At 62.4% G+C, this 25,802-nt stretch carries 31 protein-coding genes and 1 tRNA gene; 22 read left to right on the forward strand and 10 right to left on the reverse strand.

Annotation, left to right across the window (positions count from 1 at the left end):
• Position 1: 1 nt before the first annotated feature.
• Positions 2-598: an NAD(P)H:quinone oxidoreductase gene (wrbA, locus tag HMPREF3014_RS22310; protein WP_003102394.1), complete on the reverse strand. Its 597-nt coding sequence runs from the start codon at positions 596-598 to the stop codon at positions 2-4.
• Positions 595-948 (reverse strand): arsenate reductase (glutaredoxin), encoded by a 354-nt coding sequence (gene arsC / locus HMPREF3014_RS22315; RefSeq protein ID WP_003112580.1) that lies wholly within the window; start codon positions 946-948, stop codon positions 595-597. Before arsC ends, wrbA begins: the two co-directional genes overlap by 4 nt.
• Positions 949-1,072: 124 nt before the next feature.
• On the opposite strand from arsC, the gene HMPREF3014_RS22320 reads away from it, so the two are divergent.
• Together HMPREF3014_RS22320 and HMPREF3014_RS22325 are read left to right on the forward strand one after the other, a co-directional pair.
• Positions 1,073-2,308 (forward strand): YihY family inner membrane protein, encoded by a 1,236-nt coding sequence (locus tag HMPREF3014_RS22320; protein ID WP_003117099.1) that lies wholly within the window; start codon positions 1,073-1,075, stop codon positions 2,306-2,308.
• 158 nt (positions 2,309-2,466) lie between these two features.
• Positions 2,467-2,652, forward strand: a complete 186-nt coding sequence (locus tag HMPREF3014_RS22325) for a hypothetical protein (RefSeq protein WP_003112577.1) — start codon at positions 2,467-2,469, stop codon at positions 2,650-2,652.
• Between the two features lie 10 nt (positions 2,653-2,662).
• On the opposite strand, the gene HMPREF3014_RS22330 is transcribed toward HMPREF3014_RS22325, so the two are convergent.
• Positions 2,663-3,046, reverse strand: coding sequence for a hypothetical protein (locus HMPREF3014_RS22330; RefSeq protein WP_003109947.1), 384 nt, complete (start codon positions 3,044-3,046; stop codon positions 2,663-2,665).
• Positions 3,047-3,390: 344 nt separating this feature from the next.
• Here HMPREF3014_RS22330 and HMPREF3014_RS22335 point away from each other — a divergent pair, with 344 nt between their 5' ends.
• Positions 3,391-3,855: a TlpA disulfide reductase family protein gene (locus tag HMPREF3014_RS22335; RefSeq protein ID WP_003102387.1), complete on the forward strand. Its 465-nt coding sequence runs from the start codon at positions 3,391-3,393 to the stop codon at positions 3,853-3,855.
• A complete protein-coding gene (locus HMPREF3014_RS22340) occupies positions 3,855-4,130 on the forward strand; it encodes an acylphosphatase (RefSeq protein ID WP_003102385.1) in 276 nt (91 codons plus the stop codon). Before HMPREF3014_RS22335 ends, HMPREF3014_RS22340 begins: the two co-directional genes overlap by 1 nt.
• Before the next feature lie 16 nt (positions 4,131-4,146).
• On the opposite strand, the gene HMPREF3014_RS22345 is transcribed toward HMPREF3014_RS22340, so the two are convergent.
• Complete coding sequence (locus tag HMPREF3014_RS22345; protein ID WP_003102379.1) at positions 4,147-5,103, reverse strand: hypothetical protein; 957 nt, start codon at positions 5,101-5,103, stop codon at positions 4,147-4,149.
• An 8-nt stretch (positions 5,104-5,111) separates the two neighbouring features.
• Positions 5,112-6,827, reverse strand: coding sequence for a proline--tRNA ligase (locus tag HMPREF3014_RS22350; RefSeq protein ID WP_003102377.1), 1,716 nt, complete (start codon positions 6,825-6,827; stop codon positions 5,112-5,114).
• 107 nt (positions 6,828-6,934) lie between these two features.
• On the opposite strand from HMPREF3014_RS22350, the gene HMPREF3014_RS22355 reads away from it, so the two are divergent.
• On the forward strand, positions 6,935-7,342 hold the full coding sequence (locus HMPREF3014_RS22355) for a PaaI family thioesterase (RefSeq protein WP_003086091.1): 408 nt from the start codon (positions 6,935-6,937) through the stop codon (positions 7,340-7,342).
• A 63-nt stretch (positions 7,343-7,405) separates the two neighbouring features.
• Here HMPREF3014_RS22355 and HMPREF3014_RS22360 read toward each other — a convergent pair whose 3' ends face one another.
• Entirely contained in the window at positions 7,406-8,731 is a 1,326-nt protein-coding gene (locus HMPREF3014_RS22360) for an OprD family porin (protein ID WP_003107743.1), read from the reverse strand.
• Between the two features lie 718 nt (positions 8,732-9,449).
• Here HMPREF3014_RS22360 and HMPREF3014_RS22365 point away from each other — a divergent pair.
• Together HMPREF3014_RS22365 and HMPREF3014_RS22370 are read left to right on the forward strand one after the other, a co-directional pair.
• Positions 9,450-9,878 (forward strand): HIT family protein, encoded by a 429-nt coding sequence (locus tag HMPREF3014_RS22365; protein WP_003107742.1) that lies wholly within the window; start codon positions 9,450-9,452, stop codon positions 9,876-9,878.
• Positions 9,879-10,088: a SlyX family protein gene (locus tag HMPREF3014_RS22370; RefSeq protein WP_003086099.1), complete on the forward strand. Its 210-nt coding sequence runs from the start codon at positions 9,879-9,881 to the stop codon at positions 10,086-10,088.
• A 48-nt stretch (positions 10,089-10,136) separates the two neighbouring features.
• Here HMPREF3014_RS22370 and HMPREF3014_RS22375 read toward each other — a convergent pair whose 3' ends face one another.
• Positions 10,137-10,751, reverse strand: coding sequence for a cold-shock protein (locus tag HMPREF3014_RS22375; RefSeq protein WP_003106665.1), 615 nt, complete (start codon positions 10,749-10,751; stop codon positions 10,137-10,139).
• Between the two features lie 215 nt (positions 10,752-10,966).
• The gene (locus tag HMPREF3014_RS22380) at positions 10,967-11,437 is read right to left on the reverse strand and encodes a Dps family protein (RefSeq protein ID WP_003086103.1); all 471 of its coding nucleotides are present in this window, start codon (positions 11,435-11,437) and stop codon (positions 10,967-10,969) included.
• Positions 11,438-11,876: 439 nt separating this feature from the next.
• On the opposite strand from HMPREF3014_RS22380, the gene aspS reads away from it, so the two are divergent.
• The 15 genes from aspS (at position 11,877) to HMPREF3014_RS22455 (ending at position 23,850) form a co-directional block, all read left to right on the forward strand.
• Positions 11,877-13,652 carry an aspartate--tRNA ligase gene (aspS, locus tag HMPREF3014_RS22385; protein ID WP_003123218.1) on the forward strand — a complete coding sequence of 592 codons (1,776 nt, stop codon included), beginning with the start codon at positions 11,877-11,879 and terminating at the stop codon, positions 13,650-13,652.
• Positions 13,653-13,718: 66 nt separating this feature from the next.
• A complete protein-coding gene (locus tag HMPREF3014_RS22390) occupies positions 13,719-14,465 on the forward strand; it encodes a YebC/PmpR family DNA-binding transcriptional regulator (protein ID WP_003086107.1) in 747 nt (248 codons plus the stop codon).
• Positions 14,466-14,549: 84 nt separating this feature from the next.
• Entirely contained in the window at positions 14,550-15,074 is a 525-nt protein-coding gene (gene ruvC, locus HMPREF3014_RS22395; RefSeq protein ID WP_003112575.1) for a crossover junction endodeoxyribonuclease RuvC, read from the forward strand.
• A 16-nt stretch (positions 15,075-15,090) separates the two neighbouring features.
• Positions 15,091-15,696 carry a Holliday junction branch migration protein RuvA gene (gene ruvA, locus HMPREF3014_RS22400; protein ID WP_003086122.1) on the forward strand — a complete coding sequence of 202 codons (606 nt, stop codon included), beginning with the start codon at positions 15,091-15,093 and terminating at the stop codon, positions 15,694-15,696.
• A gap of 10 nt (positions 15,697-15,706) precedes the next feature.
• Positions 15,707-16,765 carry a Holliday junction branch migration DNA helicase RuvB gene (gene ruvB / locus HMPREF3014_RS22405; RefSeq protein ID WP_003086123.1) on the forward strand — a complete coding sequence of 353 codons (1,059 nt, stop codon included), beginning with the start codon at positions 15,707-15,709 and terminating at the stop codon, positions 16,763-16,765.
• A 52-nt stretch (positions 16,766-16,817) separates the two neighbouring features.
• Positions 16,818-17,264, forward strand: a complete 447-nt coding sequence (gene ybgC / locus HMPREF3014_RS22410) for a tol-pal system-associated acyl-CoA thioesterase (RefSeq protein ID WP_003086124.1) — start codon at positions 16,818-16,820, stop codon at positions 17,262-17,264.
• Between the two features lies 1 nt (position 17,265).
• Positions 17,266-17,961: a protein TolQ gene (gene tolQ, locus HMPREF3014_RS22415; RefSeq protein WP_003086125.1), complete on the forward strand. Its 696-nt coding sequence runs from the start codon at positions 17,266-17,268 to the stop codon at positions 17,959-17,961.
• 22 nt (positions 17,962-17,983) lie between these two features.
• Positions 17,984-18,424: a protein TolR gene (tolR, locus tag HMPREF3014_RS22420; protein WP_003086126.1), complete on the forward strand. Its 441-nt coding sequence runs from the start codon at positions 17,984-17,986 to the stop codon at positions 18,422-18,424.
• A gap of 2 nt (positions 18,425-18,426) precedes the next feature.
• Positions 18,427-19,470, forward strand: a complete 1,044-nt coding sequence (tolA, locus tag HMPREF3014_RS22425; RefSeq protein WP_003117096.1) for a cell envelope integrity protein TolA — start codon at positions 18,427-18,429, stop codon at positions 19,468-19,470.
• Positions 19,467-20,765 carry a Tol-Pal system beta propeller repeat protein TolB gene (gene tolB, locus HMPREF3014_RS22430; protein ID WP_003086128.1) on the forward strand — a complete coding sequence of 433 codons (1,299 nt, stop codon included), beginning with the start codon at positions 19,467-19,469 and terminating at the stop codon, positions 20,763-20,765. The genes tolA and tolB overlap by 4 nt, the downstream gene beginning before the upstream one ends.
• 52 nt (positions 20,766-20,817) lie before the next feature.
• A complete protein-coding gene (gene pal / locus HMPREF3014_RS22435) occupies positions 20,818-21,324 on the forward strand; it encodes a peptidoglycan-associated lipoprotein Pal (protein ID WP_003111417.1) in 507 nt (168 codons plus the stop codon).
• A 9-nt stretch (positions 21,325-21,333) separates the two neighbouring features.
• A complete protein-coding gene (gene ybgF, locus HMPREF3014_RS22440; RefSeq protein ID WP_003120698.1) occupies positions 21,334-22,158 on the forward strand; it encodes a tol-pal system protein YbgF in 825 nt (274 codons plus the stop codon).
• Between the two features lie 219 nt (positions 22,159-22,377).
• Complete coding sequence (gene queE, locus HMPREF3014_RS22445; protein ID WP_009876031.1) at positions 22,378-23,025, forward strand: 7-carboxy-7-deazaguanine synthase QueE; 648 nt, start codon at positions 22,378-22,380, stop codon at positions 23,023-23,025.
• Between the two features lie 15 nt (positions 23,026-23,040).
• On the forward strand, positions 23,041-23,715 hold the full coding sequence (gene queC, locus HMPREF3014_RS22450; protein WP_003111415.1) for a 7-cyano-7-deazaguanine synthase QueC: 675 nt from the start codon (positions 23,041-23,043) through the stop codon (positions 23,713-23,715).
• A gap of 59 nt (positions 23,716-23,774) precedes the next feature.
• A tRNA-Lys gene (locus HMPREF3014_RS22455) sits at positions 23,775-23,850 on the forward strand.
• Between the two features lie 369 nt (positions 23,851-24,219).
• Here HMPREF3014_RS22455 and xerC read toward each other — a convergent pair.
• Entirely contained in the window at positions 24,220-25,503 is a 1,284-nt protein-coding gene (gene xerC / locus HMPREF3014_RS22460) for a site-specific integrase (RefSeq protein ID WP_003158137.1), read from the reverse strand.
• On the reverse strand, positions 25,500-25,802 hold a 303-nt coding region (locus HMPREF3014_RS22465), incomplete at its 5' end, for a conjugal transfer nickase/helicase domain-containing protein (RefSeq protein ID WP_083323295.1). The genes xerC and HMPREF3014_RS22465, both read right to left, overlap by 4 nt.

Below are 25,802 nucleotides of genomic sequence, written 5' to 3' on the forward strand. Positions count from 1 at the left end.
TTCAACTCCCCAGCTTGCCGGCGGTTTCCGCCAGGCGTTTGCCCAGCGCGCGACACAGGGTCAGTTCGTGCTCATCGAGGCTGCGCTTGCCATCGGCGCCGGCGAAGTGGCTGGCGCCGTAAGGCGTGCCGCCGCCGCGGGTTTCCAGCAGGGCGGGTTCGCTGTAGGGAATGCCCAGGACCAGCATGCCGTGGTGCAGCAACGGCAACAGCATCGATAACTGAGTGGTCTCCTGGCCGCCGTGCAGGCTGGCGGTGGAGGTGAAGACCGCTGCCGGCTTGCCGACCAGGCCGCCGGTCAGCCACAGGCTACTGGTACCGTCGAGGAAGTATTTCAGCGGGGAAGCCATGTTACCGAAGCGGGTCGGGCTGCCGAGGGCCAGGCCCGCGCAGTTCTTCAGGTCCTCCAGGGTTGCGTACAGCGCCCCCTCCGCGGGGATGTCCGGGGCGACCGCTTCGCATTCGGTGGATACCGCGGGAACCGTGCGTACGCGCGCCTCGAAGCCGCCCTGTTCGACGCCACGGGCGATCTGCCGGGCCATTTCCGCGGTAGCGCCATGGCGACTGTAGTACAGCACCAGGATGTAGGGACTGCTCAAGCGAGGATCTCCAGGACTCTTTCCGGAGGCCGGCCAACCACCGCCTTGTCACCCGCGACCAGCACCGGGCGCTCGATCAGCTTCGGATGCCTGGCCATTGCCTCGATGATGGCCTCTTCGCCAAGACTGGGCTCATCCAGGCCGAGGGCCTTGTATTCGTCCTCCCCGGTCCGCAGCAACTGGCGGGCGGGAATGCCGAGCTTGGCCAGGATCGCTTTCAGCTCGGCGGCGCTCGGCGGGGTTTCCAGATAGCGCACCACCTGCGGTTGCAGGCCGCGGGCTTCGAGCAGTTCGAGCGCTGCGCGGGATTTCGAGCAGCGCGGATTGTGCAACAGGATCAGTTCGCTCATGTCAGGGGTCGCATGGCCGGTGAAGTGACGGCTATTCTAACCGCCTCGTCGACCAGGACTGAACCCGTCGGCGCGAAGTACCGCCCCGAGAGGCGAAGAACCGGCGCGACTTCAAGGAGAGGGCATGCGCGAACATTTCAACGATGGGGTCGAGTTCGCTCGCTTCCTCGCTCATCGCTTCGTCACCGACAAGGCTCCCAACAGCGCGGCGGCGCTGACCTACACCACGTTGTTCGCGGTAGTGCCGATGATGACGGTGATGTTTTCCATGCTTTCGCTGATTCCGGCATTCCATGGCATGGGCGAGTCGATCCAGACTTTCATCTTTCGCAATTTCGTGCCTTCCGCTGGAGAAGCGGTGGAAACCTACCTGAAGAGTTTCACCACCCAGGCCCGGCACCTGACCTGGGTCGGGGTGGTCTTTCTGGCAGTCACCGCCTTCACCATGCTGGTGACCATCGAGAAAGCCTTCAACGAGATCTGGCGGGTTCGCCAGCCACGCCGCGGTGTCGGGCGGTTCCTCCTCTACTGGGCGATCCTCAGCCTGGGCCCATTGTTGCTGGGGGCCGGCTTCGCCGTGACCACCTACATCACTTCGCTGTCGCTGCTCCATGGCCCGGACGCGTTGCCGGGCGCGGAGACGCTGCTGGGGCTGATGCCGCTGGCGTTCAGCGTGGCGGCCTTCACCCTGCTCTATTCGGCGGTCCCGAACGCCCGGGTCCCGGTGCGCCATGCCCTGATGGGCGGCGTGTTCACCGCGGTACTGTTCGAAGCCGCGAAAACCCTGTTCGGGCTGTACGTAAGCCTGTTTCCCGGCTACCAGTTGATCTACGGTGCCTTCGCCACCGTGCCTATCTTCCTGCTGTGGATCTATCTTTCCTGGATGATCGTTCTGTTCGGCGCGGTGCTGGTCTGCAATCTCTCTTCTTCCCGTCTCTGGCGGCGGCGCTCGCTGCCCAAGCTGATCGTCCTGCTCGGCGTGCTGAGGGTGTTCCACCAGCGCCAGCAGCTTGGACAGTCGCTGCGCCTGACCCACTTGCATCGTGCGGGTTGGCTGTTGCCCGAGGATGAGTGGGAGGAACTGCTGGACTTTCTCGAGAAGGAGCAGTTCGTCTGTCGCGCCGGCGGAGGCGAGTGGGTGCTGTGCCGGGATCTTGGCGCCTACAGTCTGCATCGCTTGCTGAATCGCTGCCCCTGGCCCATGCCTAGCCGAGAGCGCATGCCTGCGAATCTGGACGAGGCGTGGTATCCGCCGTTCCAGCAGGCCATGGAGCGCTTGCAGGTGGAGCAGGAGGCGCTGTTCGGAGAAAGCCTGGCCCACTGGCTGGCGGACGGAACCTCGGGAGCGAAGGTGACGTAAAGTGTCAGTTTGCGGCGAACGATGTGCATGAGGCGCTGCATGCTGCCGGAGGAACCCCAGCAAGCGCAGGGAAAGCGCTGTTGGCACGCTTCTGGCAAACCCTCGTGTGACAGTCGTTTCACTCCGTAGTTCCGCCGAGGTTCCCGTTCATGCTCCCAATGTCGAACAAGGTCGTCCATTTGCATCACAAGGATGAGCAGGCAGCGCTTGAGCGTTTGAACCGGATTACCGGGCTGCAGTTCAGCAGTTGGCCGGAGTCGCTGGTGCCGGCGCGCAGCGTCAGCGAACCGTCGCCTGAGAAAGCGCGGGACGAACCCCTGCTCGATCAGGTGCGCCAGGGCTGAGCGATCCGGCTCAAGCTTCGGACACCTGCTGTGACCTGTTTTCCTGCTCCACCGCTTGTACGAAGAACTCCTCCACGACCAGTCGGGAAAAGGCCGTCGCCGACTTCAGGCGTACCTGCATGTTCTCCACTTTCTGCCGTACGGGCAGGCGGGCAATGCCGGAAAGCAGGATGCGTTGCTGGCGGTCGATTCGTCCGTGATCCACCGCCACTTCGCGCTGGCGCCCGCCATCCAGATAGCTGACCACCAGTGACACCAGCAGGTCGCAGGCATCCGGAAGATGTAGCCAGGCGGCAATGTTGTAGTCCGCGACCAGGCCCTCGTGGGCTGTCAGGGTCGGGCGTGCGGCATCCACCAGGTGTGCGGGGACGCTTCCGATCAGATGGTCTTTCATAAGCAGCAGTGTGTCCGTTTAAAAGGGCTTCGGACTCGTCGCTCTCGACTTCTCCCCAAGTCGATCCTGCCGATGCCTGGGCATACGGCCGGTTGAGTCGTCGTGTCGTGTGTGGCACGCGGATTATAGGGGTGGTCCTTTGCGTCAAACTGTGCGGTTCGACGGCGATCGTCGTGACTCTTCTCGCACTTTGTGCCTTGTAGGAAGTATCGGGGCTTCTTCTTCCCATATTCGTCTCCACTCGGTTTTGCAGAGGTGGATGGCTTCCAGTAAGGTCTCGCCATAGTGCCGCGCCGGGTTGCCCTGGTCCGGCCGAAGTTTTCCTGACTCGAGAGGTTCCTGACATGGGGAGTTGGCTACGCCCGCTGGGCGCTGCTGCGGTGTTGTTTCTCGCGGGCTGTTCGGCGGATTACGGAGTCGACCAGGACGGGCGTCCTGTCGCTGCGGAGCAGTTGGACGGGCATTGGCTGGTGGTCAATTACTGGGCTGACTGGTGCGCGCCCTGCCGGACCGAGATTCCGGAGATGAATCGCCTTGCGCAGGTGCTGGAAGGGCAGGGCGGGCGCGTCATTGGCGTGAATTTCGATGGCCTGCGCGATGCCGAGTTGAAGAAGTCGGCCGATGGCATGGGGATTCGCTTCACCGTGCTGGCCGATGATCCGGCGCCTCGCTTCAAGCTCCCTCGCAGCGAAGCGTTGCCCGTCACCTATATCGTCGATGCTCGGGGGGAAATGCGTCAGCGTCTGCTGGGCGAGCAGACGGCCGATGGCATATTGAAACAGCTCGAGGCTTTGCGGGAGGGACGCTGATGGCGAGGATCTGCTTGCATGCCTATGTCGGCGGCCGGGTACAGGGCGTCGGTTTCCGTCAGGCGACCCGGGAAGAGGCTGATCGCCTCGAACTCGACGGTTGGGTGCGAAACCTGGATGACGGGCGTGTCGAAGTCGTCTGGGAGGGCGAGGAGGACCGGGCGAAAGCCCTGGAGCGATGGCTGGGGCGGGGCCCGCGGCACGCGGAGGTCTCTGCGGTCGAGGTCGAGCAAATGCCGCTGCAGGGGATCGCTGGCTTCGTCGTCCGTCGCTGACGAGTCGAGTTCGCCGTCAGGGCGTCTCGCCAGGGTCCGCGGCCAGGCGACCGGCATCCCGGAGCAGGGCATGCATGAACTGCTGCTGCAGTTCGGGGTCGTTGCGCGTGAGCTCGATCAGGCTCTGTTCCAGTTCGCTGGCTTCTTCTTCCAGGCCCAGCTCCGCGAGGCGTTTCACCCGATGGACCCAGTGGTGGACGTCATCGCCTTCCAGGTCGTCATAGATCAGGGCGTGAGCTTCCAGGAGCTTGCCGCGCAGGCTGCGGCTGACGCGGAGGCTGGCATCGGCGCGGGTACCATCCTGTGGGTCGCTCACCGAAAGGTGTATCTGCGAGATGCGGCTGATGTCCTGTTCGGCGAAGGGGCTGTCGAGCAGGTTGAGGCGCAGCACGCCATGACGGTCGGTAAGCAGTTCGTTGAGTTCCTTGCCGGAACTGACCAGGACCGGACGCTCCGCCCAGGGCAGGCTGGAGTATTCCAGGCGCTTGTCGCGCTGTTTCTCGTCGATGCTCGCGAGATTCTGTTCGGCGCGACCGTTGGATTCCACGTTCATGAACGGATTCACCCCGGCCAGTCCGTAGTTGATCCAGCCGTGGGTGATGTTGTCCGGTACGCTGCCGAAGGTCACCACGTTGACGATGTTCGCTCCGACGCCGGCCACCAGCGCCACCGCGCCCAACGGGATCTCGTAGATCTCCCGCCAGGCCTGGTACGGCGTATAGCGGTCGTAACGGCGCGTCACCTCGAACTCGGTGACCTCGAAGGACTTCTGGTCGTTGATCCGGACCCGGCGCTGCGGCAGTTCGAGCACATCGGGCTGGCCGACATCGACTTGCAGGGTGTGTTCGAGCAGCTTCCGCTCGACGCGCTCCTCATGCTCGCTACGCTGCGGCAACTGGTTGGCGCAGCCGCTCAGCAGAAGGCCGCCGCACAGGGCGGCGGCGAATAGGCGCAGGGGTCTTCCGGTGGGCATCGTTACGCTCAGCGGCTGAGTTTTTCGGTGATGAACGACATCAGTTCGCCGATCGGCAGGTTCTGCGACTCGCTGTCGCGGCGGCCCTTGTATTCCAGGACGCCTTCGCTGAGGCCGCGGTCGCTGATCACGATGCGGTGGGGAATGCCGATCAGCTCCATGTCGGCGAACTTCACCCCGGGGCTGGTCTTCTTGTCGCGATCGTCCAGCAGCACTTCGAAACCGGCTGCGGTCAGCTCGGCATAGAGCTTGTCGGTCGCCTGCTTGACGCTCTCGGTTTCGTACTTCAGCGGTACCAGGGCGATCTGGAACGGCGCCAGTGCGCTTGGCCAGAGAATGCCGCGCTCGTCATGGTTCTGCTCGATGGCGGCGGCGACCACGCGGGATACGCCGATGCCGTAGCAGCCCATGATCAGGTTGACCGGCTTGCCCTGTTCGCTCAGGACGCTCAGCTTCATCGCTTCGCTGTACTTGGTGCCAAGCTGGAAGATATGACCGACCTCGATGCCGCGCTTGATCACCAGGGTGCCCTTGCCGTCCGGGCTGGGGTCGCCTTCGACGACATTGCGCAGGTCGGCGACCTCGGGCAGCGGCAGGTCGCGCTCCCAGTTCACGCCGAAGTAGTGCTTGTCCTCGATGTTGGCGCCAGCGGCGAAATCGCTCATCAGGGCGACGGAGCGGTCGACGATGCAGGCGATCGGCAGGTTGACCGGGCCCAGCGAGCCGGGGCCGGCGCCGATGGCGGCACGGATCTCGGCCTCCGAAGCGAATACCAGCGGGCTGGCGACCAGCGGCTGGTTGGCGGCCTTGATTTCGTTGAGCTCGTGATCACCGCGGACGATCAGGGCGACCAGGGTGCCTTCTTCGGCGCCATGCACCACCAGGGTCTTGATGGTTTTCTCGATCGGTAGCTGGAAGCCGTCCACCAGGGCCGCGATGGTCTTGGTGTTGGGCGTGTCGACCAGGCGCATGTCCTCGGTGGCGCTGCCGCGGGCGCTCTCGCGCGGCACGGCTTCGGCCTTCTCGATGTTCGCGGCGTAGTCGGAGCTGTCGCTGAAGACGATATCGTCCTCGCCGGAGTTGGCCAGCACGTGGAACTCATGGGAGCCGCTGCCGCCGATGGAGCCGTTGTCGGCTTGCACGGGACGGAAATCCAGGCCGAGGCGGGAGAAGATCTTGCTGTACGCCTGGTACATCCCGTCGTAGGTCTGCTGCAGCGAGTCCTGGCTCAGGTGGAAGGAATAGGCGTCCTTCATGATGAATTCGCGTCCGCGCATCAGGCCGAAGCGCGGGCGGATCTCATCGCGGAACTTGGTCTGGATCTGATAGAAGTTGATCGGCAGTTGCTTGTAGCTGTTCAGCTCGTTGCGCGCGAGGTCGGTGATCACTTCTTCGTGGGTCGGGCCTACGCAGAATTCGCGCTCGTGGCGGTCCTTCAGGCGCAGCAGCTCAGGGCCGTATTGCTCCCAGCGCCCCGACTCCTGCCACAGCTCGGCCGGCTGCACCGCCGGCATCAGCACTTCCAGGGCGCCGGCAGCGTTCATTTCCTCGCGGACGATGGTCTCGACCTTGCGCAGTACCCGCAGGCCCATTGGCAGCCAGGTGTAGAGACCCGAGGCCAGGCGACGGATCATGCCGGCGCGAAGCAGCAGTTGATGGCTGATTACCACCGCGTCGGCGGGGGTTTCTTTGAGCGTGGAAAGCAGATACTGACTGGTACGCATCTTTGGCCGTTATGTCGGTTGTATCGGGAGGAATGGCTGGGCATTGTACGGTGCCGGTCTGGCTGCGTACAGGGCGCCGGCCATCGATGATGAGGAGTCAGCAGGCAATGAACGCGGCGCAGGTACAGGCGTTGATCCGCATGGGGCTGCCCATGGCCGAGGACATCGATTTTCGTGTCGAGCGTCTCGACGAACGACATGCGCTGGCGCGCATACCTTTTCACGGCAAGCTGGTGCGTCCCGGTGGAACGCTGTCCGGCCCGACCATCATGGCGCTGGCCGACGCGGCGATGTACGCGGTCATTCTCGGGCGTCTCGGGGCGGTCGAGATGGCCGTGACCTCGAACCTGAACATCAACTTCCTCAGCAAGCCCAGGCCCGAGGACCTGTTGGCCGAGGCGAGCATCCTCAAGCTGGGGCGGCGCCAGGTCGTCTGCGAGGTCGGGGTGTTTTCGCAGAGTAATGAGGAAGACCTGGTGGCCCATGTCACCGGTACCTACGCCCTTCCTTTATAGGCGCGTTGCCGCCAAGAAGAAAAAACCCGGCGATGCCGGGTTTTTTCGTTGCCTGTCGGTCGATTACAGGATCGACAGCGGATAGTCGACGATCAGGCGGAACTCGTTCTGGTCGCCTTCGCCCTGGTCGGCGTTGGCACGGTGCCAGGCCTGGCGGATGCGGAACGACAGGTCCTTGGCCGGACCGGACTGGACCACGTACTTGGCTTCGAGGTTGGTTTCGTGGTGCTTGCCATCCTCGCCGTACAGGCCTGCATAGGAGGAGCTGGAATCGACCTTGGTACCGTCGATGTCCTTACCATTGATGTAACGCAGCATGAAGGTCAGGCCAGGAACGCCGTAGGAGGCCAGGTTCAGGTCGTAGCGGGCCTGCCAGGATTTCTCGCCAGGACCGTTGAAGTCGGAGTACTGGACGGAGTTGGCGAGGAAGATCGAGTCGCCGCCGGCGCCGGAACCGTTGCCGCCGAAGCCGATGTAGTCGAACGGCTCGTCGCCATGCACCTGCTGGTAGGCCAGGGTGAAGGTGTGGGCGTCCAGGGTATACGCGCCCGCCAGGGACCAGGTGGTGTTGCTGATGTCGCCGGCCTTGGACTTGCCTTCGTCGGTGGTGCGGTAGATGTTGAAGTCGAAGCCCAGCGATTGATCGGAGGCCAGCGGGATGGTGTAGTTGGTGTTCAGGTAGTACTGGCGATAGATGTCTTTCAGCTCTGCGCCATAGAGGGAGGCGCTGAGGTTGTCGGTGATCGCGTAGCGGCCGCCAGCGAAGTCGGCGCTCTTGGCTGTCTGGCCGGCGTAGGTGGCGTAGAGCTCACCGCGCGATTTGACGGTGGTCGGCTCCTTGCCCTCGGTGAAGTGGCCTGCCTCGAGGTCGAGCCCTTCGAATTCGCTGCTCTGCAGCTGGAAGCCGGTCGCGGTCTGCGGGAACAGGCGGCTGCCGCCAGCGGCGAAGACCGGGGCGGTCGGTTGCATCTCGCCCCACTTCAGCATGGTCTTGGAGATGCGCACCTTCACGGCGCCGCCGGCGCGGCTGTAGTCATCGCGCGGCTTGCCGTCGTTCATCACCGGCAGGTTGCCGGTGCCGGTCTTGTCGGAGGTGCCGTCGAGCTTCAGGCCCAGGTAGCCGAAGGCATCGACGCCGAAGCCCACGGTGCCTTGAGTGAAGCCGGATTCGTAGGTGGTGAGGAAGCCCTGGGTCCAATCGACGCGATCACCCCGACCTTCCTTGCCGTCACGGTTGAAATAGTAGTTGCGGAGCAGCAGGTTCAGGCTGCTGTCTTCGATGAACCCCTTCGCTTCGGCCTGATCGCTGACGAATGCGTCGGCCACGGCGAACTGAGTGCTACCTGCGGAAACCGCCAGTGCAATGGCGCTCCACTTCATCACTTTCATTGTGATTGCTCCTTTGGTTTTGAAATTATCTCTGCCATCACAGTGCCGCAGTGACGGCTAGTTCTTCTTGTCGGCGCTAACTTATAGCACGCAGTGTTTCTTGGCGATAGTTGAGGTTCCGAAGCGACGGATTCTTTACCGTGCTGTCGCAAAATTGCATGACGCATGTCGCATCTGCGTAGGTGCGCAGTTGAAAAAATGACGTATGTCGCGGGGTTGGTCACTCTTGTTGAGGTCGCTTCTCAAGTCGCTTTTTCCGATTGGCGGGGCCTTGTAATAAAAATGTCATGTTCCGTACGGCCCCTCTTACTGTGATGAAAGAGGTATAAGCAAACTCCGTGCACAAATTGGAAAATGGCTTCGCCTATGTATTCCAGTTGGTCTCTTCGAGAGCGAGGCTATTCTGTTTGAAAGCAAACGAATTATGCTTTGAAACCTGATTGTAATCCGTCTGCTTCAAGGGTTGGTTGCCATCGAGTTGTCTGTGGCGAATGCGTTTGTATCCACGGCATGTCTTATGTTCGGCGTCGCGCTGTATTCATTTGGCCGGCATCTTATGGGGCGTTCGGCTGGAGAGGCGCGCCAAGCTGGGGCGGGCGGATGTGTGGGCTTGCTTTGGCCGGGCGGCGAAGTATCCTGCGCGGCAGTTACGGCGGGGCCCTTCCCGGAGGGAGGGGCTAAGCTGTCCATGAACGACGGTCGAACAGGAGAGGTCAGTATGTTCGCTTTGGATCCCCGGCTGGAGCAGGACACCCTGTTGCTCGGCGACTTTCCCCTCAGCCGCCTGCTGCTGATGAACGATGCCCGCTATCCGTGGTTCATCCTGGTGCCGAGGCGGGAGGATGTCACCGAGCTGTTCCAGCTCGATGTCGATGACCGGCAGGCGCTGTGGCGCGAGGCCACGCTGCTGGCAGAGGTCCTCAAGGACACCTTCCGTGCGGACAAGATGAATGTCGCTAACCTGGGCAATGTGGTCAGCCAGCTTCACATGCACGTGATCGTCCGGCGACGTGGTGACGACGCCTGGCCCGGCCCTGTCTGGGGGCGCCATCCGGCTCGGCCTTATTCTTCCGAGCAGGTCGAGGCGATCCGCGGCAAGTTGCGGATGGTGCTGACCGACGGCTTCCGTTTTGCCGGGGAGGCCTAGATGGAGCTGGACGCGCGCATGGATGACCTGGAATGCCGCCAGGCTTTCCAGGATGACACTTTGCAGGCTCTCAACGATGTGGTGGTCGAGCAGCAGCGCAGCATCGAGCGACTGCAGCTTCAGGTCGCGGCATTGATCAAGCGTCTGGAAGACGTCCAGGGGCTGGTGGGCGAGGCGGGGGAAGACGAAGCGCCTCCTCCCCATTATTGAATGCACAAAAAACCCGCCGTTCGGCGGGTTTTCTGTTTTTCGCGGCGGTCAGCGGCGGGAGGCGATCACGTCTTCCGCCTGCAGGCCCTTGTCCCGTTGTACCACCGAGAACTCCACGCGCTGGCCTTCGATGAGGATGCGGTGGCCTTCGCCGCGAATCGCTCGGAAGTGGACGAAGATGTCCTCGCCCGAATCGCGGGAAATGAAGCCGAAACCTTTTGAGGTGTTGAACCACTTCACGGTACCGGTCTCCCGGTTGCCGCTGTCCTGGCTGCCGCCGAGGGCTGCCGGGGCGCTGGCGCTGCGCGAGACCGGTTTGCCGGGTTTCAGGCTGCCCGCCAGTTGCAGGGCCGTGGCCAGCACCAGGCTTAGCAGGGGCAGGACGATCGCCGGCTGGTCGGCGATGGTCGGCAGCGGCGCCAGCAGGATCAGTGCCTGCAGGACGACGCCCAGGACCAGCAGGGCGGCTGCGCCGGCCTGCAGCGGGCGGGTTGGATGTGACGATTGCAGTACGGGAGCGAAGAGCAGGTTGATCAGGCCCAGAATGGCCAGGTAGATGGCATCGGGATGTTGCAGGAAGGGTGTGGCTTCGGTTCTTAGGCTGGGAATGAAGGACAGCAATAGGGCGGCGACGCCCGTGACCAGAAGGACGATTTTCAACATGTCAATGAGTTCACCTTGATGGGGTAACGATCAAGTAGCCGGACAGCGCTTCGGTGCATGAAACGAAAGGTGCGGAAGGACGGCCGGCCTATGCGCGTGACGCACGGCGGCTATTTAACAGGAAAGCAGGAGGCTACTCAAATCAAGCGGTTGGCGCCGGAGGGGGGAGGGCGGGACCCTGAGGCGGGCCCCGCTTTCTATCGAGCGATCGACGATCAGCTGGCAAGAAGGCTGCGCAACATCCAGGCGGTCTTTTCATGCACCTGCATACGTTGAGTGAGCAGGTCGGCGGTGGGTTCGTCGCTGACCTTGTCCAGCAGCGGGAAGATGCTGCGGGCGGTGCGCACCACGGCTTCCTGACCCTGGACCAGTTGCCGGATCATCTCCTCGGCTTCCGGAACGCCTTCCTCCTCCTTGATGGACGAGAGGCGGGCGTAGGCGGCGTAGGTGCCGGGCGCCGGGAAGCCCAGGGCCCGGATGCGCTCGGCGATGTCGTCCACGGCAACGGCCAGTTCGGTGTACTGGCCTTCGAACATCAGGTGCAGCGTGTTGAACATCGGGCCGGTGACGTTCCAGTGGAAGTTGTGGGTTTTCAGGTAGAGGGTGTAGGTGTCGGCCAGTAGCCGCGACAGGCCCTCGGCAATGGCTGCGCGATCCTGTTCGCCGATTCCGATATTGATTTCCATGGCGTTCTCCTTTCAGTCGGCCTTGTGAATGGGGCACTCCGAAACAGTTGGAGTGAGGCTAACACAGGGTTTTTCCCAGCGCTCTTGGTCTATGTCAAAGGCGGCGATAGGGAGAATCTATTCCGACTGCCCGGTCAAGCGAATGGTTCGCAGGGGGAGGCGAAATGCTTCCGTTCAACGGCCTGGCTTCCCGCGTGACAGGCCGGCGGGGCTGGCTGCAAGCCATGGATTTTTCAGGCTATAATCCCCGCCTTCAATGCGAAGTGAGCCCGGATGCGGGTGCTTCGCCGTTGCCGTTCACCGGGCAGCGCGGGAGATGTCCTTCCGGGGGCGTACCGATGGTTCCGGTGCTCGGTCAGGGCCGGCGAGAGCCCGGCAATGGTCGCCAGGCAGCCGGCGGCTCCACAGAATCCAAGACTTACGAGAAGCGAACCACACCATGATGCGCAGCCACTATTGCGGCCAACTGAACGAGAGCCTGGACGGCCAGGAAGTCACCCTTTGCGGTTGGGTTCACCGCCGCCGCGACCATGGTGGAGTGATCTTCCTCGATGTGCGCGATCGCGAGGGGCTGGCCCAGGTGGTGTTCGATCCGGACCGTGCGGAAACCTTCGCCAAGGCCGACCGGGTGCGCAGCGAGTTCGTGGTGAAGATCACCGGCAAGGTGCGCCTGCGCCCTGAAGGCGCGCGCAACCCGAACATGGCGTCTGGCTCCATCGAGGTACTGGGCTACGAACTGGAAGTGCTGAACCAGGCCGAGACTCCGCCGTTCCCGTTGGATGAATACTCCGATGTGGGCGAGGAAACCCGCCTGCGCTACCGCTTCATCGACCTGCGTCGTCCGGAGATGGCCGCCAAGCTGAAGCTGCGCGCGCGCATCACCAGCAGCATTCGCCGCTACCTGGACGACAACGGCTTCCTCGACGTCGAGACCCCGATCCTCGGCCGGCCGACGCCGGAAGGCGCGCGCGACTACCTGGTGCCGAGCCGTACCTACCCGGGCCACTTCTTCGCCCTGCCGCAGTCGCCGCAGTTGTTCAAGCAACTGCTGATGGTCGCCGGCTTCGATCGCTACTACCAGATCGCCAAGTGCTTCCGTGACGAGGACCTGCGTGCCGACCGCCAGCCGGAATTCACCCAGATCGACATCGAGACCAGCTTCCTCGACGAGAGCGACATCATCGGCATCACCGAGAAGATGGTGCGCCAGCTGTTCAAGGAAGTGCTGGATGTCGAGTTCGACGAGTTCCCGCACATGCCGTTCGAAGAGGCCATGCGCCGCTACGGTTCGGACAAGCCCGACCTGCGCATCCCGCTGGAGTTGGTGGACGTCGCCGACCAGTTGAAGGAAGTGGAGTTCAAGGTCTTCTCCGGTCCGGCCAACGATCCGAAGGGGCGTGTCGCCGCCCTGCGTGTGCCGGGCGCCGCCTCCATGCCGCGCAGCCAGATCGACGACTACACCAAGTTCGTCGGCATCTATGGTGCCAAGGGCCTGGCCTACATCAAGGTCAACGAGCGCGCCAAGGGCGTGGAAGGTCTGCAGTCGCCGATCGTGAAGTTTATCCCCGAGGCCAACCTGAACGTGATCCTCGATCGCGTTGGCGCGGTCGACGGCGACATCGTGTTCTTTGGTGCCGACAAGGCCAAGATCGTTTGCGATGCCCTGGGCGCGCTGCGTATCAAGGTCGGCCATGACCTCAAGCTGCTCACCCGGGAGTGGGCGCCCATGTGGGTCGTGGACTTCCCGATGTTCGAGGAGAACGACGACGGCTCGCTGTCCGCGCTGCACCACCCGTTCACCTCGCCCAAGTGCACCCCGGCCGAGCTTGAGGCCAATCCGGGCGCGGCGCTTTCCCGCGCCTACGACATGGTGCTCAACGGTACCGAGCTGGGTGGCGGTTCCATCCGTATCCATGACAAGTCCATGCAGCAGGCGGTGTTCCGTGTGCTGGGCATCGACGAGGCGGAACAGGAAGAGAAATTCGGCTTCCTGCTCGACGCGCTCAAGTACGGTGCGCCGCCGCATGGCGGCCTGGCCTTCGGCCTGGATCGCCTGGTCATGCTGATGACCGGTGCATCGTCTATCCGCGAAGTGATCGCCTTCCCGAAGACCCAGAGCGCTGGCGACGTCATGACCCAGGCACCGGGTTCCGTGGACGGCAAGGCCCTGCGCGAGCTGCACATTCGCCTGCGCGAGCAGCCGAAGGCCGAGTGATTCGAATCAACCCGCGGAGGCGCCGCTTGCGGCGTCTCCTGCCGAGAGAGCAATACGGAGTGAGTTATGGCTGGTCATTCTAAATGGGCCAACATCAAGCACCGCAAAGAGCGGCAAGATGCCAAGAAAGGCAAGATCTTTACCAAGCTGATCCGTGAGCTGACCGTCGCTGCAAGGCAGGGCGGCGGCGTCCCGGCGGACAACCCGCGTCTGCGCCTGGCCGTGGACAAGGCGCTGACCGCCAACATGACCCGCGATACCATCGATCGTGCCATTGCGCGCGGCGTCGGCTCCAACGATGCCGACAACATGGTCGAGCTTTCCTATGAAGGTTATGCGCCGAGCGGCGTAGCGATCATCGTCGAGGCGATGACCGACAACCGCAACCGTACCGCTGCCGAAGTGCGTCATGCCTTCAGCAAGTGTGGCGGCAACCTGGGCACCGATGGTTCGGTCGCCTACATGTTCGAGCGCAAGGGACAGATCAGCTTCGCTCCCGGCGTGGACGAGGAAGCGCTGATGGATGCGGCCCTGGAGGCTGGCGCCGATGACGTGGTAGTCAACGACGATGGCTCCATCGACGTGTTCACCACCTTCGCCGACTTCATTTCGGTGAACGAGGCGCTGGCCGCCGCCGGATTCAAGGGCGACGAAGCCGAAGTCACCATGATCCCTTCGACCACCGCGACCCTGGACCTGGAAACCGCGCAGAAGGTGCTCAAGCTGATCGACATGCTCGAGGACCTGGACGACGTGCAGAACGTCTATTCCAATGCCGATATCCCGGACGACGTGATGGCGCAGCTCGGCTGAGCCGATCGGAGCGATAACGCGAAGCCGGAAGTGGGGTACGCTTGATGCGTTCGAACCCCGCTTCCGGCTTTTAGTATCCAGCTTATGACTTTGATTCTAGGGATTGACCCGGGCTCGCGCATCACCGGCTTCGGCGTGGTGCGGGAAACGGCGCGCGGTTGCGAATACGTGGCGTCCGGATGTATACGGACCGGTAATGGCCCCTTGCACGAGCGTCTACACGTGGTGTTTCGCAGCGTCCGCGAGGTGATCCGCACCCATGGCCCGACGGCCCTGAGCATCGAGCAGGTGTTCATGGCGCGCAACGCCGATTCGGCCCTGAAGCTGGGGCAGGCGCGGGGGGCGGCCATCGTCGCGGCAATGGAGGAGGGGTTGAGCGTGGCGGAGTACACCGCCTCGCAGGTCAAGCAGGCAGTCGTGGGGACCGGCGGTGCAGACAAGCAGCAGGTGCAGATGATGGTCATGCATCTGTTGAAGCTGACCCAGAAACCGCAGATAGATGCTTCCGACGCCCTGGCCATCGCCCTGTGTCATGCCCATACCCAACAGAGTCTGGTCCCCCATGGCCTGGTGGGCGCACGCCGACGTGGCGGGCGCCTGCGTCTTTGAATAAGGAAAGCTCTTCGTGATCGGACGCTTGCGTGGCACCCTGGCGGAGAAACAGCCGCCACACCTGATCCTCGATGTGAATGGCGTCGGCTATGAAGTGGAAGTGCCGATGACGACCCTCTATCGGTTGCCTTCGGTGGGCGAGCCGGTGACCTTGCATACCCATCTGGTTGTGCGTGAGGATGCGCACTTGCTCTATGGCTTCGCCGAAAAGCGCGAGCGAGAGCTGTTCCGTGAGCTGATCCGGCTCAACGGCGTGGGTCCGAAACTGGCCCTGGCGCTGATGTCGGGCCTGGAAGTGGACGAACTGGTGCGTTGCGTCCAGGCACAGGACACCTCCACCCTGGTGAAGATCCCCGGTGTTGGCAAGAAGACCGCCGAGCGCCTGCTGGTGGAGTTGAAGGACCGCTTCAAGGCTTGGGAAAACATGCCCACGATTGCACCGTTGGTGATGGAACCCCGTGCCAGCGCTACAGTCTCAAGCGCCGAGGCCGATGCAGTCAGCGCGCTGATCGCCCTCGGCTTCAAGCCACAGGAAGCCAGTCGTGCCGTCGCAGCCGTACCGGGAGAGGATTTGTCCAGCGAAGAAATGATCCGCCAGGCCCTGAAGGGCATGGTCTAGGTGGCGCCCGATGATCGAGCCTGATCGCCTCATATCCGCCGTTTCCGGTCGCGAACGCGATGAGCAGCTGGACCGCGCCATTCGCCCGCTGAAGCTGGCCGACTACATCGGTCAGCCCAGCGTGCGCGAGCAGATGGAGCTGTTCATCCATGCCGCGCGCGGCCGCCAGGAGGCGCTCGACCATACGCTGATCTTCGGTCCGCCGGGGCTGGGCAAGACGACCCTGGCGAATATCATCGCCCAGGAAATGGGCGTTTCCATCAAGAGTACTTCCGGGCCGGTGCTCGAGCGTCCCGGCGATCTCGCCGCGTTGCTGACTAACCTGGAGGCCGGCGACGTCCTGTTCGTCGACGAGATCCACCGTCTTTCGCCCATCGTCGAAGAAGTGCTGTATCCGGCCATGGAAGATTTCCAGCTGGACATCATGATCGGCGAAGGGCCCGCGGCCCGCTCCATCAAGCTGGACCTGCCGCCGTTCACCCTGGTCGGCGCGACCACCCGTGCCGGCATGCTGACCAATCCACTGCGCGATCGCTTCGGTATCGTCCAGCGCCTGGAGTTCTACAACGTCGAGGACCTGGCGACCATCGTCAGTCGGTCGGCCGGCATTCTCGGCCTGGAGATCGAGCCGCAGGGCGCGGCGGAAATCGCCAAGCGCGCCCGCGGTACGCCGCGAATCGCCAATCGCCTGCTGCGCCGGGTACGCGACTTCGCCGAGGTCCGGGGGCAGGGCGACATTACCCGGGTGATCGCCGACAAGGCATTGAACCTGCTCGATGTCGACGAGCGTGGCTTCGACCACCTCGACCGTCGTCTGTTGCTGACCATGATCGACAAGTTCGATGGCGGGCCTGTAGGAATCGACAACTTGGCTGCGGCGTTGAGCGAGGAGCGGCACACGATCGAAGATGTACTGGAGCCCTATCTGATCCAGCAGGGCTACATCATGCGGACACCGCGGGGGCGCGTGGTAACACGCCATGCGTACCTGCACTTTGGCCTGAATATTCCGAAAAGGTTGGGGCCGGGGGTGACGACGGATCTGTTCACGTCTGAAGATGGTAATTAATTGCATTTGTGGGCGATTGCCGATTGGCAAAGCCGGGACTTGGTTCTAGAGTATGCGCGCGCAACACGGGGGAAAGCCGTTCCAGCAGCGTTTCCGGGTCTATTACGAGGACACGGATGCCGGCGGCATCGTCTATTACGTCAACTATCTCAAGTTCATGGAACGGGCTCGGACCGAGCGGCTGCGAGCTTTGGGGTTCGCCCAATCGCAACTGGTCGGCGACAATCTGCTGTTCGTCGTGCACTCCGCCGAGGCGCGTTACCACGCCCCGGCCAAGCTCGATGATGAACTGCTTGTCAGCGCCGAGGTCGAGGAGTTGAACCGGGCGAGCCTGAAGTTTCGTCAACAGGTTCGTCGAGCGTCGGACTCCGTCCTGCTCTGCGAGGGGCGGTTCCTGGTGGCGTGCGTGCGAGCGGACACCCTGAAGCCACGTGCTATCCCCGAAACGTTGCGTGCGGCTTTTGCCGGAAGCCCGGATTCTTTTTCAGCAGGAGATTAAAGTGGAACCGAACGTCGTCGACCATACCTCCATGTGGAGCCTGATCAGCAACGCCAGTATCGTGGTGCAGCTGGTCATGCTGACCCTCGTGGCCGCCTCGGTCACATCCTGGATCATGATTTTCCAGCGCGGCAACGCCATGCGCGCCGCCAAGAAGGCACTGGATGCTTTCGAAGAACGCTTCTGGTCGGGCATCGACCTGTCCAAGCTGTACCGCCAGGCCGGTAGCAATCCGGACCCGGACTCCGGCGTCGAGCAGATCTTCCGTGCCGGCTTCAAGGAGTTTTCCCGTCTGCGCCAGCAGCCCGGCGTCGATCCCGATGCGGTGATGGAGGGCGTGGCGCGCGCCATGCGTGTGGCCATCTCCCGTGAGGAGGAGAAACTCGAAGCCAGCCTGCCATTCCTGGCAACCGTCGGTTCCACCAGCCCGTACGTCGGCCTGTTCGGTACCGTCTGGGGTATCATGAACTCCTTCCGTGGCCTGGCCACCGTGCAGCAGGCAACCCTGGCCACCGTCGCCCCGGGTATCGCCGAAGCGCTGATCGCTACCGCCATCGGCCTGTTCGCCGCGATCCCGGCGGTCATCGCCTACAACCGCTTCTCCGCACGTTCTGAGATGCTGATCGGTCGTTACTACACCTTCGCCGACGAGTTCCAGGCCATCCTGCACCGCAAGGTGCACACCAGCGACGACTAAGACGACTGAGAGGTAAGCCGATATGGCAAGGGTTCGTCACAAGCGCAAGCCGGTCGCGGAAATGAACGTGGTGCCTTACATCGACGTGATGCTGGTACTACTGGTGATTTTCATGGTGACCGCACCGATGCTCAACCAGGGGGTCAAGGTCGACCTGCCGAAGGTGTCCAGCGAGGCGTTGCCTCAGGACAACAACAAGCAGGTCCTGACCCTTTCGGTGAAGGCCGACGGTTCCTATTACTGGAACGTCGGCAGCGAAGTGGATACTGAAAAACAGACCGATAGTGCCGTGTCGTTGGAACAGATGACCGATGCAGTCACCAAGATCATGAGTGCCCGTCCGGACACCCAGGTATTCATCCGCGGCGACAAGGCGGTGAACTATGGTGCGGTGGTTGGCGCCATGGGTGCCTTGCAGCAGGCCGGTGTGCCCAACGTCGGGTTGATTACCGAGGCCCCCTGATCTTGAAGCAACAGTTCGAGCGCTCGCCTTCCGAGAGTTATTTCTGGCCCGTCGTCCTGGCGGTGGTCCTGCACGTTCTGATCTTCGCCATGCTGTTCGTCAGCTGGGCGTTTGCTCCGGAGCTTCCTCCCTCCAAGCCGATCGTGCAGGCCACGCTCTACCAGCTCAAGTCGAAGAGCCAGGCGACGACACAGACCAACCAGAAGATCGCTGGCGAGGCGAAGAAGACCGCCTCCAAGCAATACGAAGTCGAGCAGCTCGAACAGAAGAAGCTCGAGCAGCAGAAACTCGAGCAACAAAAGCTGGAACAGCAGCAGGTCGCTGCTGCGAAAGCGGCGGAACAAAAGAAGGCTGACGAGGCTCGAAAGGCCGAGGCCCAGAAAGCCGCCGAGGCGAAAAAGGCCGATGAAGCCAAGAAAGCTGCCGAGGCCAAGGCCGCCGAACAGAAGAAGCAGGCTGACATAGCCAAGAAGCGCGCCGAGGACGAGGCCAAGAAAAAGGCCGCTGAGGACGCCAAGAAAAAGGCAGCCGAGGACGCGAAGAAGAAAGCGGCCGAGGAGGCCAAGAAGAAGGCTGCTGCGGAAGCGGCGAAGAAGAAAGCCGCCGTCGAGGCCGCCAAGAAAAAGGCCGCCGCCGCTGCCGCGGCAGCCCGCAAGGCTGCCGAGGACAAGAAGGCGCAGGCATTGGCCGAGTTGCTTTCGGATACGACCGAGCGCCAGCAGGCCCTGGCCGACGAGGTGGGCAGCGAGGTCACCGGCAGTCTCGACGACCTGATCGTCAACCTGGTGAGCCAGCAGTGGCGGCGTCCTCCATCGGCGCGTAATGGAATGAGCGTAGAAGTACTGATCGAAATGCTGCCGGACGGTACCATCACCAATGCCAGCGTCAGCCGTTCGAGTGGCGACAAGCCTTTCGACAGTTCGGCGGTGGCGGCGGTGCGCAACGTCGGCCGTATTCCCGAGATGCAGCAATTGCCGCGGGCTACCTTCGACAGCCTGTATCGTCAGCGCCGCATCATCTTTAAACCGGAGGATTTGAGTCTGTGAGTACCCTGATTCGCATTGCGCTGTTCGCCCTGGCCCTGGTGGCAGGTGCTGCGCAGGCTGCCGACCCGCTGGTGATCTCCAGCGGTAACGACCGTGCCATTCCCATCGCCGTGGTGCCGTTCGGCTTCCAGGGGGGCAACGTGTTGCCGGAAGACATGTCCAATATCATCGGCAACGACCTGCGCAACTCCGGCTACTTCGAGCCGCTGCCCCGGCAGAACATGATCAGCCAGCCGGCGCAGGCCAGCGAAGTGATCTTCCGTGACTGGAAGGCAGTTGGCGTCAACTACGTGATGGTCGGCAACATCGTGCCTGCCGGCGGACGCCTGCAGGTGCAGTACGCATTGTTCGATGTCGGCACCGAGCAGCAGGTCCTGACCGGCAGCGTGACCGGCAGCACCGATCAGCTCCGCGACATGTCGCACTACATCGCCGACCAGTCGTTCGAGAAGCTCACCGGTATCAAGGGCGCGTTCTCCACCAAGATGCTCTATGTCACCGCCGAGCGTTTCTCGGTCGACAACACCCGCTACACCTTGCAGCGCTCCGACTACGACGGCGCCCGCCCGGTGACCCTGCTGCAGTCGCGCGAGCCCATCGTGTCGCCGCGCTTCTCGCCCGATGGCCGCCGTATCGCCTATGTCTCCTTCGAACAGAAGCGCCCGCGTATCTTCATCCAGTACGTCGATACTGGCCGTCGTGAGCAGATCACCAATTTCGAGGGCCTGAATGGCGCTCCGGCATTCTCCCCTGACGGCAACCGCCTGGCCTTCGTCCTGTCGCGCGACGGCAACCCGGAAATCTACGTCATGGACCTTGGCAGCCGCGCACTGCGCCGCCTGACCAACAACCTGGCGATCGATACCGAACCCTTCTGGGGCAAGGACGGCTCTACCCTGTACTTCACCTCGGACCGTGGCGGCAAGCCGCAGATCTACAAGATGAACGTGAACAGCGGTGCCGTGGACCGGGTAACCTTCATCGGCAACTACAACGCCAACCCGAAACTCTCGGCCGACGAGAAGACCCTGGTAATGGTCCACCGCCAGCAGGGCTACACCAACTTCCAGATCGCCGCCCAGGACCTCCAGCGCGGCAATCTGCGGGTGCTGTCGAACACCACTCTGGACGATTCGCCCACTGTTGCGCCCAATGGCACCATGCTAATCTACGCCACCCGCCAGCAGGACCGGGGCGTGCTGATGCTCGTATCCATCAACGGACGCGTACGGATACCTCTCCCTACCGCTCAGGGCGATGTGCGCGAGCCTTCCTGGTCCCCTTACCTGAACTGACGGTCGCCAACGGTTACAAACTTATACACTGGGGTTCATTAGGAGTTACATGATGGAAATGCTGAAATTCGGCAAATTTGCTGCGCTGGCTCTGGCCATGGCTGTGGCTGTGGGTTGCTCCTCCAAGGGCGGCGATGCTTCCGGTGAAGGTGCCAATGGCGGCGTCGACCCGAACGCAGGCTATGGCGCCAACAGCGGTGCCGTTGACGGCAGCCTGAGCGACGAAGCCGCTCTGCGTGCGATCACCACCTTCTACTTCGAGTACGACAGCTCCGACCTGAAGCCGGAAGCCATGCGCGCTCTGGACGTACACGCGAAAGACCTGAAAGGCAGCGGTCAGCGCGTAGTGCTGGAAGGCCACACCGACGAACGCGGCACCCGCGAGTACAACATGGCTCTGGGCGAGCGTCGTGCCAAGGCCGTTCAGCGCTACCTGGTGCTGCAGGGCGTTTCGCCGGCCCAGCTGGAACTGGTTTCCTATGGTAAAGAGCGTCCGGTCGCTACCGGCCACGACGAGCAGTCCTGGGCTCAGAACCGTCGCGTCGAGCTGAAGAAGTAAGAAGTCGTTATGCCCAAGCACCTGCGTGTCCTGACGTTCCTCGCGCTCAGCCTGCCATTAGCGGCCTGGGCGGAAGTTCCCGTGTATGACGGCGTTGCCGCCAACAATGGCGGCAACGTTCCTCCTTCCGGGTATGGCACGGCAGGTGCCGGCGGCGCCTTTGCCGGAGGTGGGGTGACAACCCCCACCTCCGTGCAGGGCGAACTGTTCATGCAGCTCCAGCAGATGCAGGACGAGTTGGCTCGCCTGCGTGGCACGCTCGAGGAGCAGCAGAACCAGATCCAGCAGCTCAAGCAGGAAAGCCTGGAACGCTACCAGGACCTCGACCGTCGGATTTCCGGTGGTGGCGCTCCCGCTGCACAGAATTCCGCACCCGCTGGCGCCATCAACGCCAATGGGGCGCCTGCGGCTCCCGCAGGCAACAACGCACCGGCGCCGAGCAGCGAGCCGGGCGACCCGGCGAAGGAGAAGCTCTACTACGATGCGGCCTTCGACCTGATAAAGAGCAAGGATTTCGACAAGGCGAGCCAGGCGTTCAATGCCTTCTTGCGCAAGTACCCGAACAGCCAGTACTCCGGCAACGCCCAGTACTGGCTCGGCGAGGTGAACCTGGCCAAGGGCGACCTGCAAGGTGCCGGCCAGGCCTTCGCGCGGGTCAGCCAGAGCTACCCCAGCAGCCAGAAGGTGCCCGACTCTCTGTACAAGCTGGCGGACGTCGAGCGTCGCCTGGGTAACAACGACAAGGCCAAGGGTATCCTCCAGCAGGTCATTTCCCAGTACCCAGGCACTTCGGCCGCTCAACTGGCGCAGCGCGATCTCAAGAACCTTCGCTGATCCCGTTCCCGATGAACAAACCCGCGCCTGTCGCGGGTTTTTTCGTTAGAATCGGCGCCCCCGTGAAGCTGCATGGTTTCAGCTCGGCTGATCTTCGTGCCTCTCCACGCGAGACCTTCCGGGATTTCGAGCGCCACGACAGGATACGTCCCGTGGCGTTCCTTCATTTACCGCAACGGAGGCGGACGACCTGTTCAGTCGTCACGCCCGTGGCTGAATATGCAACAGACCCTGCGCATCACCGAGATTTTCTACTCGTTGCAGGGGGAAACACGTACCGCCGGCTTGCCGACGGTCTTCGTGCGCCTGACCGGCTGCCCCTTGCGCTGTCACTATTGCGATACCGCCTATGCCTTCAGCGGCGGCGACGTCGTTAGCCTGGACGCCATTTTCGAGCGGGTTGCCGCCTACAAGCCCCGCTACATCTGTGTGACCGGCGGGGAGCCGCTGGCCCAGCCGAATTGCATCTCTCTGCTGGAACGGCTCTGCGACGCCGGCTACGAGGTTTCCCTGGAAACCAGCGGGGCTCTCGACGTGTCACGGATCGACCCGCGCGTAAGCAAGGTTCTCGACCTCAAGACGCCGGGATCTGGCGAGGTCGGACGCAACCGATACGAAAATATCCCGTTGCTGACCGACAACGATCAGGTGAAGTTCGTCGTCTGTTCGCGAGAGGACTACGACTGGGCGGTATCCAAGCTGATCGAGTACCGCCTCGACCAGCGTGCCGGTGAAGTCCTGTTCTCGCCGAGCCACCATCAGGTCAGCGCGCGAGAACTGGCCGATTGGATCGTGGCCGACAACCTGCCGGTCCGCCTGCAATTGCAACTGCACAAGATTCTCTGGAACGACGAACCGGGCCATTGAGACGAGGAATTCATCATGAACCAGAAGAAAGCGGTCATCCTGCTCTCCGGCGGCCTCGACTCCGCCACCGTTGTCGCCATGGCCAAGGCCGACGGCTACGCCTGCTACACCATGAGTTTCGACTACGGCCAGCGCCATCGCGCCGAGCTGCAGGCCGCCGAGCGCGTGGCCCGGCAGTTGGGCGTGATCGAGCACAAGGTGATAGGGCTCGACCTCAATGGCATGGGCGGCTCGGCATTGACCGACGAGAGCATCGCGGTGCCCGAGTCGCCTAGCGAAGGTATACCGGTGACTTACGTGCCGGCGCGCAATACGGTGTTCCTCTCGCTCGCCCTGGGCTGGGCCGAGGTCCTGGATGCCCGTGACATCTTCATCGGTGTGAATGCGGTGGATTACTCTGGTTATCCGGATTGTCGCCCTGAGTTCGTCGAGGCTTTCGAACGCATGGCGAATCTGGCAACCAAGGCGGGCGTGGAAGGCAATGGCTTCCGCATCCAGGCGCCGCTGCAGTATCTGTCCAAGGCGCAGATCATCCAGGCGGGCGTGGCGCGTGGGGTGGATTACGGCCTGACGGTGTCCTGTTATCAAGCCGATGAGCAGGGACGTGCGTGCGGCAAATGCGATAGCTGCCGGCTGCGTGCGGATGGCTTCGCTGCGGCTGGTATTTCCGACCCGACGCCATATTTCTGAAAAAAATTCACGAGGGGTGTTGTTTTTACGTTAGAAATCAGTATTATACGCCTCGCGTTGGGTCGTTAGCTCAGTCGGTAGAGCAGTTGGCTTTTAACCAATTGGTCGTAGGTTCGAATCCTACACGACCCACCATTTTCTACGGGGCGAGTTGCGTAGGTCTAGGAAGGGGGTGTTGCACCGTTCTAGCCTTGCAGCCGTCTGGGCCGAACATTAGGCCCGCATTGACGTGATGTCAATATGGAATAGCCCGCCTTTTTAGGTGGGCTTTTCTGTTTCTAAGATCCTGAAACCATTCTGCAGGCGTAGCAATGCGCCCCCGACGTAATCAGCAATTACAGAGGGTACTGCGGTTTTAGCCGTGAAATTGCGGCGCTCTGCCAGCATGCCGGCGCTGGAATCCAAGCGCTCTCGGTAATTCCAGATTCTTCCTACAGGCCTAGCGATCTGCTGGGCGCGCGGCTACCTTTTCGTCCGGCAGCCGGCCCCTCTGGGCAGGTCTCGCTAGGCGAGACTGTCTCGGGCGGCAGATCCCCTTCCACCAGATCCGCTTGTTGCGGCGGGAACCGCGGATGCAGTGGCGGCACGGTTCGATAAGTGTTGAGCCATCAGAGTGAACAGCACGCTTTGCTCGAAGGTGTCAGGTGGCTGTGGTACCGCTTCTGCTTCCCACGAGGTTGGACCTCTCTGAATGCCTGTCTCTTGTGTGTGCTCCCTTGGTTCTGACGGTTCTGTCCTGGCCTCAGGTGGCGGCACTTCACCCACTCGAGCGAGAGGTTGCCCGCATGGCTTCGGTTTGGCAGAGGCTTGCGGAGAGCCGCTGTAATCCACCTTTCTGACGTTCTCCAGCGCGCCTTGGGCCAGGCTTCTAGCATGCAGCACGGCACGCATGTGGTCGTAGTCGGCCTCGATGTAGCTCATCGTGGTCTGGATATTCGAGTGGTTGAGCAGGCACTTCGTGAGGTGGATGTTCCGCTCGGGTGCCTTCATCAAGTCGGTGGCCAGGGTGTGCCGGAAACGGTGCGGGGTCATCCGCACCCCAACCTTCTCGGTCAACTTCCGGTACATGGCCTCGACCTGGTCGGAGTTCATCGTCTTGCTCTTGTAATGCGGTGAGAACCGGTTGACGTTGAACAACTGATCGTCATCGGCGAATCCGGCTTTCTCGGCTTCCTGCAGGAGCCGCGATAGGTGAGGCACAAGCCCCTCCGTTATTGGCACTACGAACTCTTTATGAGTTTTCTCTGTCTCGCCGCGGATGAGGATCAGTTGATTATCCCAGTCGATGTCGCGCTTGCGGATGCACAGCAGCGCGTTCAACCGGATGCCGGTGTAGTAGAAGACCTCAAACGTGCAAAGCCAGAACCAGGCGGGAGTGATGCGTGCACGATCGCCGGTGCAGCGCTCGGCGCCGACTTGCATGCTGAGCCAACTGCGAGCGCGCAGGATGGCTTCGGCGGCGACAGTTTTGCTTGCTCGCCTGGGGGGAATCACGGTGGTCTTTCGGAATGGGTTGACCTGGGAGTGCGTCACCAGCTCGTGCTCGATGGCGTAGCCCCAGATCGTGCGCAGGTGGTTCGAGTACGTGTTCCAGCTCCGCTTCGACAGGCCTTGTTCCAGTACCTTGCGCCGCCATCCCAGGACGGCCCTGTGATCCACGTCCTGTACGGTTGCCGTGGGGCCGAAGTGCTTGAGTAGCGCTTTGGTTGCGGCGCGGTAGATCTTCGCGCTGGCTTCTCGGAGATCGTGCGCGAAGATGTACTCCTCGGTGAGCTGCTGCGGCGTCATTCGACATCCCCTTCGGCATCGGTGATGACCGTGAGGCTTGGGTTGTCCAGAGGCTGTACAGGGAACAGCAGTTTGGGATCCTGAAGCAGGTAAGCCTTGAGCTCTTTTGTCTTGCGAGGACCTGAAACCTTGATGGTCCAGATGTTCAGGTTCTTACTGGTCTTTCGGTGAAGACCCTGTTTCTCGAACGCGCGCTGCACCAGCTTCCAGCCGGTCGTTTCCTTGGCCTGGGCCAGTTTTTCAAGCTCCGGATGCTCTTGGACATAGCGCTTGAAGATTCCTGGCGTGACCAGCATGGC

The sequence above is a fragment of the Pseudomonas sp. HMSC065H01 genome, assembly GCF_001815235.1.
Taxonomy (GTDB): domain Bacteria; phylum Pseudomonadota; class Gammaproteobacteria; order Pseudomonadales; family Pseudomonadaceae; genus Pseudomonas; species Pseudomonas aeruginosa.

Coding starts and splice junctions, on each gene's coding strand:
- arsC (WP_003112580.1), bottom strand. CDS start 948: ATGAGCGAACTGATCCTGTTGCACAATCCGCGCTGCTCGAAATCCCGC.
- HMPREF3014_RS22320 (WP_003117099.1), top strand. CDS start 1,073: ATGCGCGAACATTTCAACGATGGGGTCGAGTTCGCTCGCTTCCTCGCT.
- HMPREF3014_RS22325 (WP_003112577.1), top strand. CDS start 2,467: ATGTCGAACAAGGTCGTCCATTTGCATCACAAGGATGAGCAGGCAGCG.
- HMPREF3014_RS22330 (WP_003109947.1), bottom strand. CDS start 3,046: ATGAAAGACCATCTGATCGGAAGCGTCCCCGCACACCTGGTGGATGCC.
- HMPREF3014_RS22335 (WP_003102387.1), top strand. CDS start 3,391: ATGGGGAGTTGGCTACGCCCGCTGGGCGCTGCTGCGGTGTTGTTTCTC.
- HMPREF3014_RS22340 (WP_003102385.1), top strand. CDS start 3,855: ATGGCGAGGATCTGCTTGCATGCCTATGTCGGCGGCCGGGTACAGGGC.
- HMPREF3014_RS22345 (WP_003102379.1), bottom strand. CDS start 5,103: ATGCCCACCGGAAGACCCCTGCGCCTATTCGCCGCCGCCCTGTGCGGC.
- HMPREF3014_RS22350 (WP_003102377.1), bottom strand. CDS start 6,827: ATGCGTACCAGTCAGTATCTGCTTTCCACGCTCAAAGAAACCCCCGCC.
- HMPREF3014_RS22355 (WP_003086091.1), top strand. CDS start 6,935: ATGAACGCGGCGCAGGTACAGGCGTTGATCCGCATGGGGCTGCCCATG.
- HMPREF3014_RS22360 (WP_003107743.1), bottom strand. CDS start 8,731: ATGAAAGTGATGAAGTGGAGCGCCATTGCACTGGCGGTTTCCGCAGGT.
- HMPREF3014_RS22365 (WP_003107742.1), top strand. CDS start 9,450: ATGTTCGCTTTGGATCCCCGGCTGGAGCAGGACACCCTGTTGCTCGGC.
- HMPREF3014_RS22370 (WP_003086099.1), top strand. CDS start 9,879: ATGGAGCTGGACGCGCGCATGGATGACCTGGAATGCCGCCAGGCTTTC.
- HMPREF3014_RS22375 (WP_003106665.1), bottom strand. CDS start 10,751: ATGTTGAAAATCGTCCTTCTGGTCACGGGCGTCGCCGCCCTATTGCTG.
- HMPREF3014_RS22380 (WP_003086103.1), bottom strand. CDS start 11,437: ATGGAAATCAATATCGGAATCGGCGAACAGGATCGCGCAGCCATTGCC.
- aspS (WP_003123218.1), top strand. CDS start 11,877: ATGATGCGCAGCCACTATTGCGGCCAACTGAACGAGAGCCTGGACGGC.
- HMPREF3014_RS22390 (WP_003086107.1), top strand. CDS start 13,719: ATGGCTGGTCATTCTAAATGGGCCAACATCAAGCACCGCAAAGAGCGG.
- ruvC (WP_003112575.1), top strand. CDS start 14,550: ATGACTTTGATTCTAGGGATTGACCCGGGCTCGCGCATCACCGGCTTC.
- ruvB (WP_003086123.1), top strand. CDS start 15,707: ATGATCGAGCCTGATCGCCTCATATCCGCCGTTTCCGGTCGCGAACGC.
- ybgC (WP_003086124.1), top strand. CDS start 16,818: ATGCGCGCGCAACACGGGGGAAAGCCGTTCCAGCAGCGTTTCCGGGTC.
- tolR (WP_003086126.1), top strand. CDS start 17,984: ATGGCAAGGGTTCGTCACAAGCGCAAGCCGGTCGCGGAAATGAACGTG.
- pal (WP_003111417.1), top strand. CDS start 20,818: ATGGAAATGCTGAAATTCGGCAAATTTGCTGCGCTGGCTCTGGCCATG.
- ybgF (WP_003120698.1), top strand. CDS start 21,334: ATGCCCAAGCACCTGCGTGTCCTGACGTTCCTCGCGCTCAGCCTGCCA.
- queE (WP_009876031.1), top strand. CDS start 22,378: ATGCAACAGACCCTGCGCATCACCGAGATTTTCTACTCGTTGCAGGGG.
- queC (WP_003111415.1), top strand. CDS start 23,041: ATGAACCAGAAGAAAGCGGTCATCCTGCTCTCCGGCGGCCTCGACTCC.
- xerC (WP_003158137.1), bottom strand. CDS start 25,503: ATGACGCCGCAGCAGCTCACCGAGGAGTACATCTTCGCGCACGATCTC.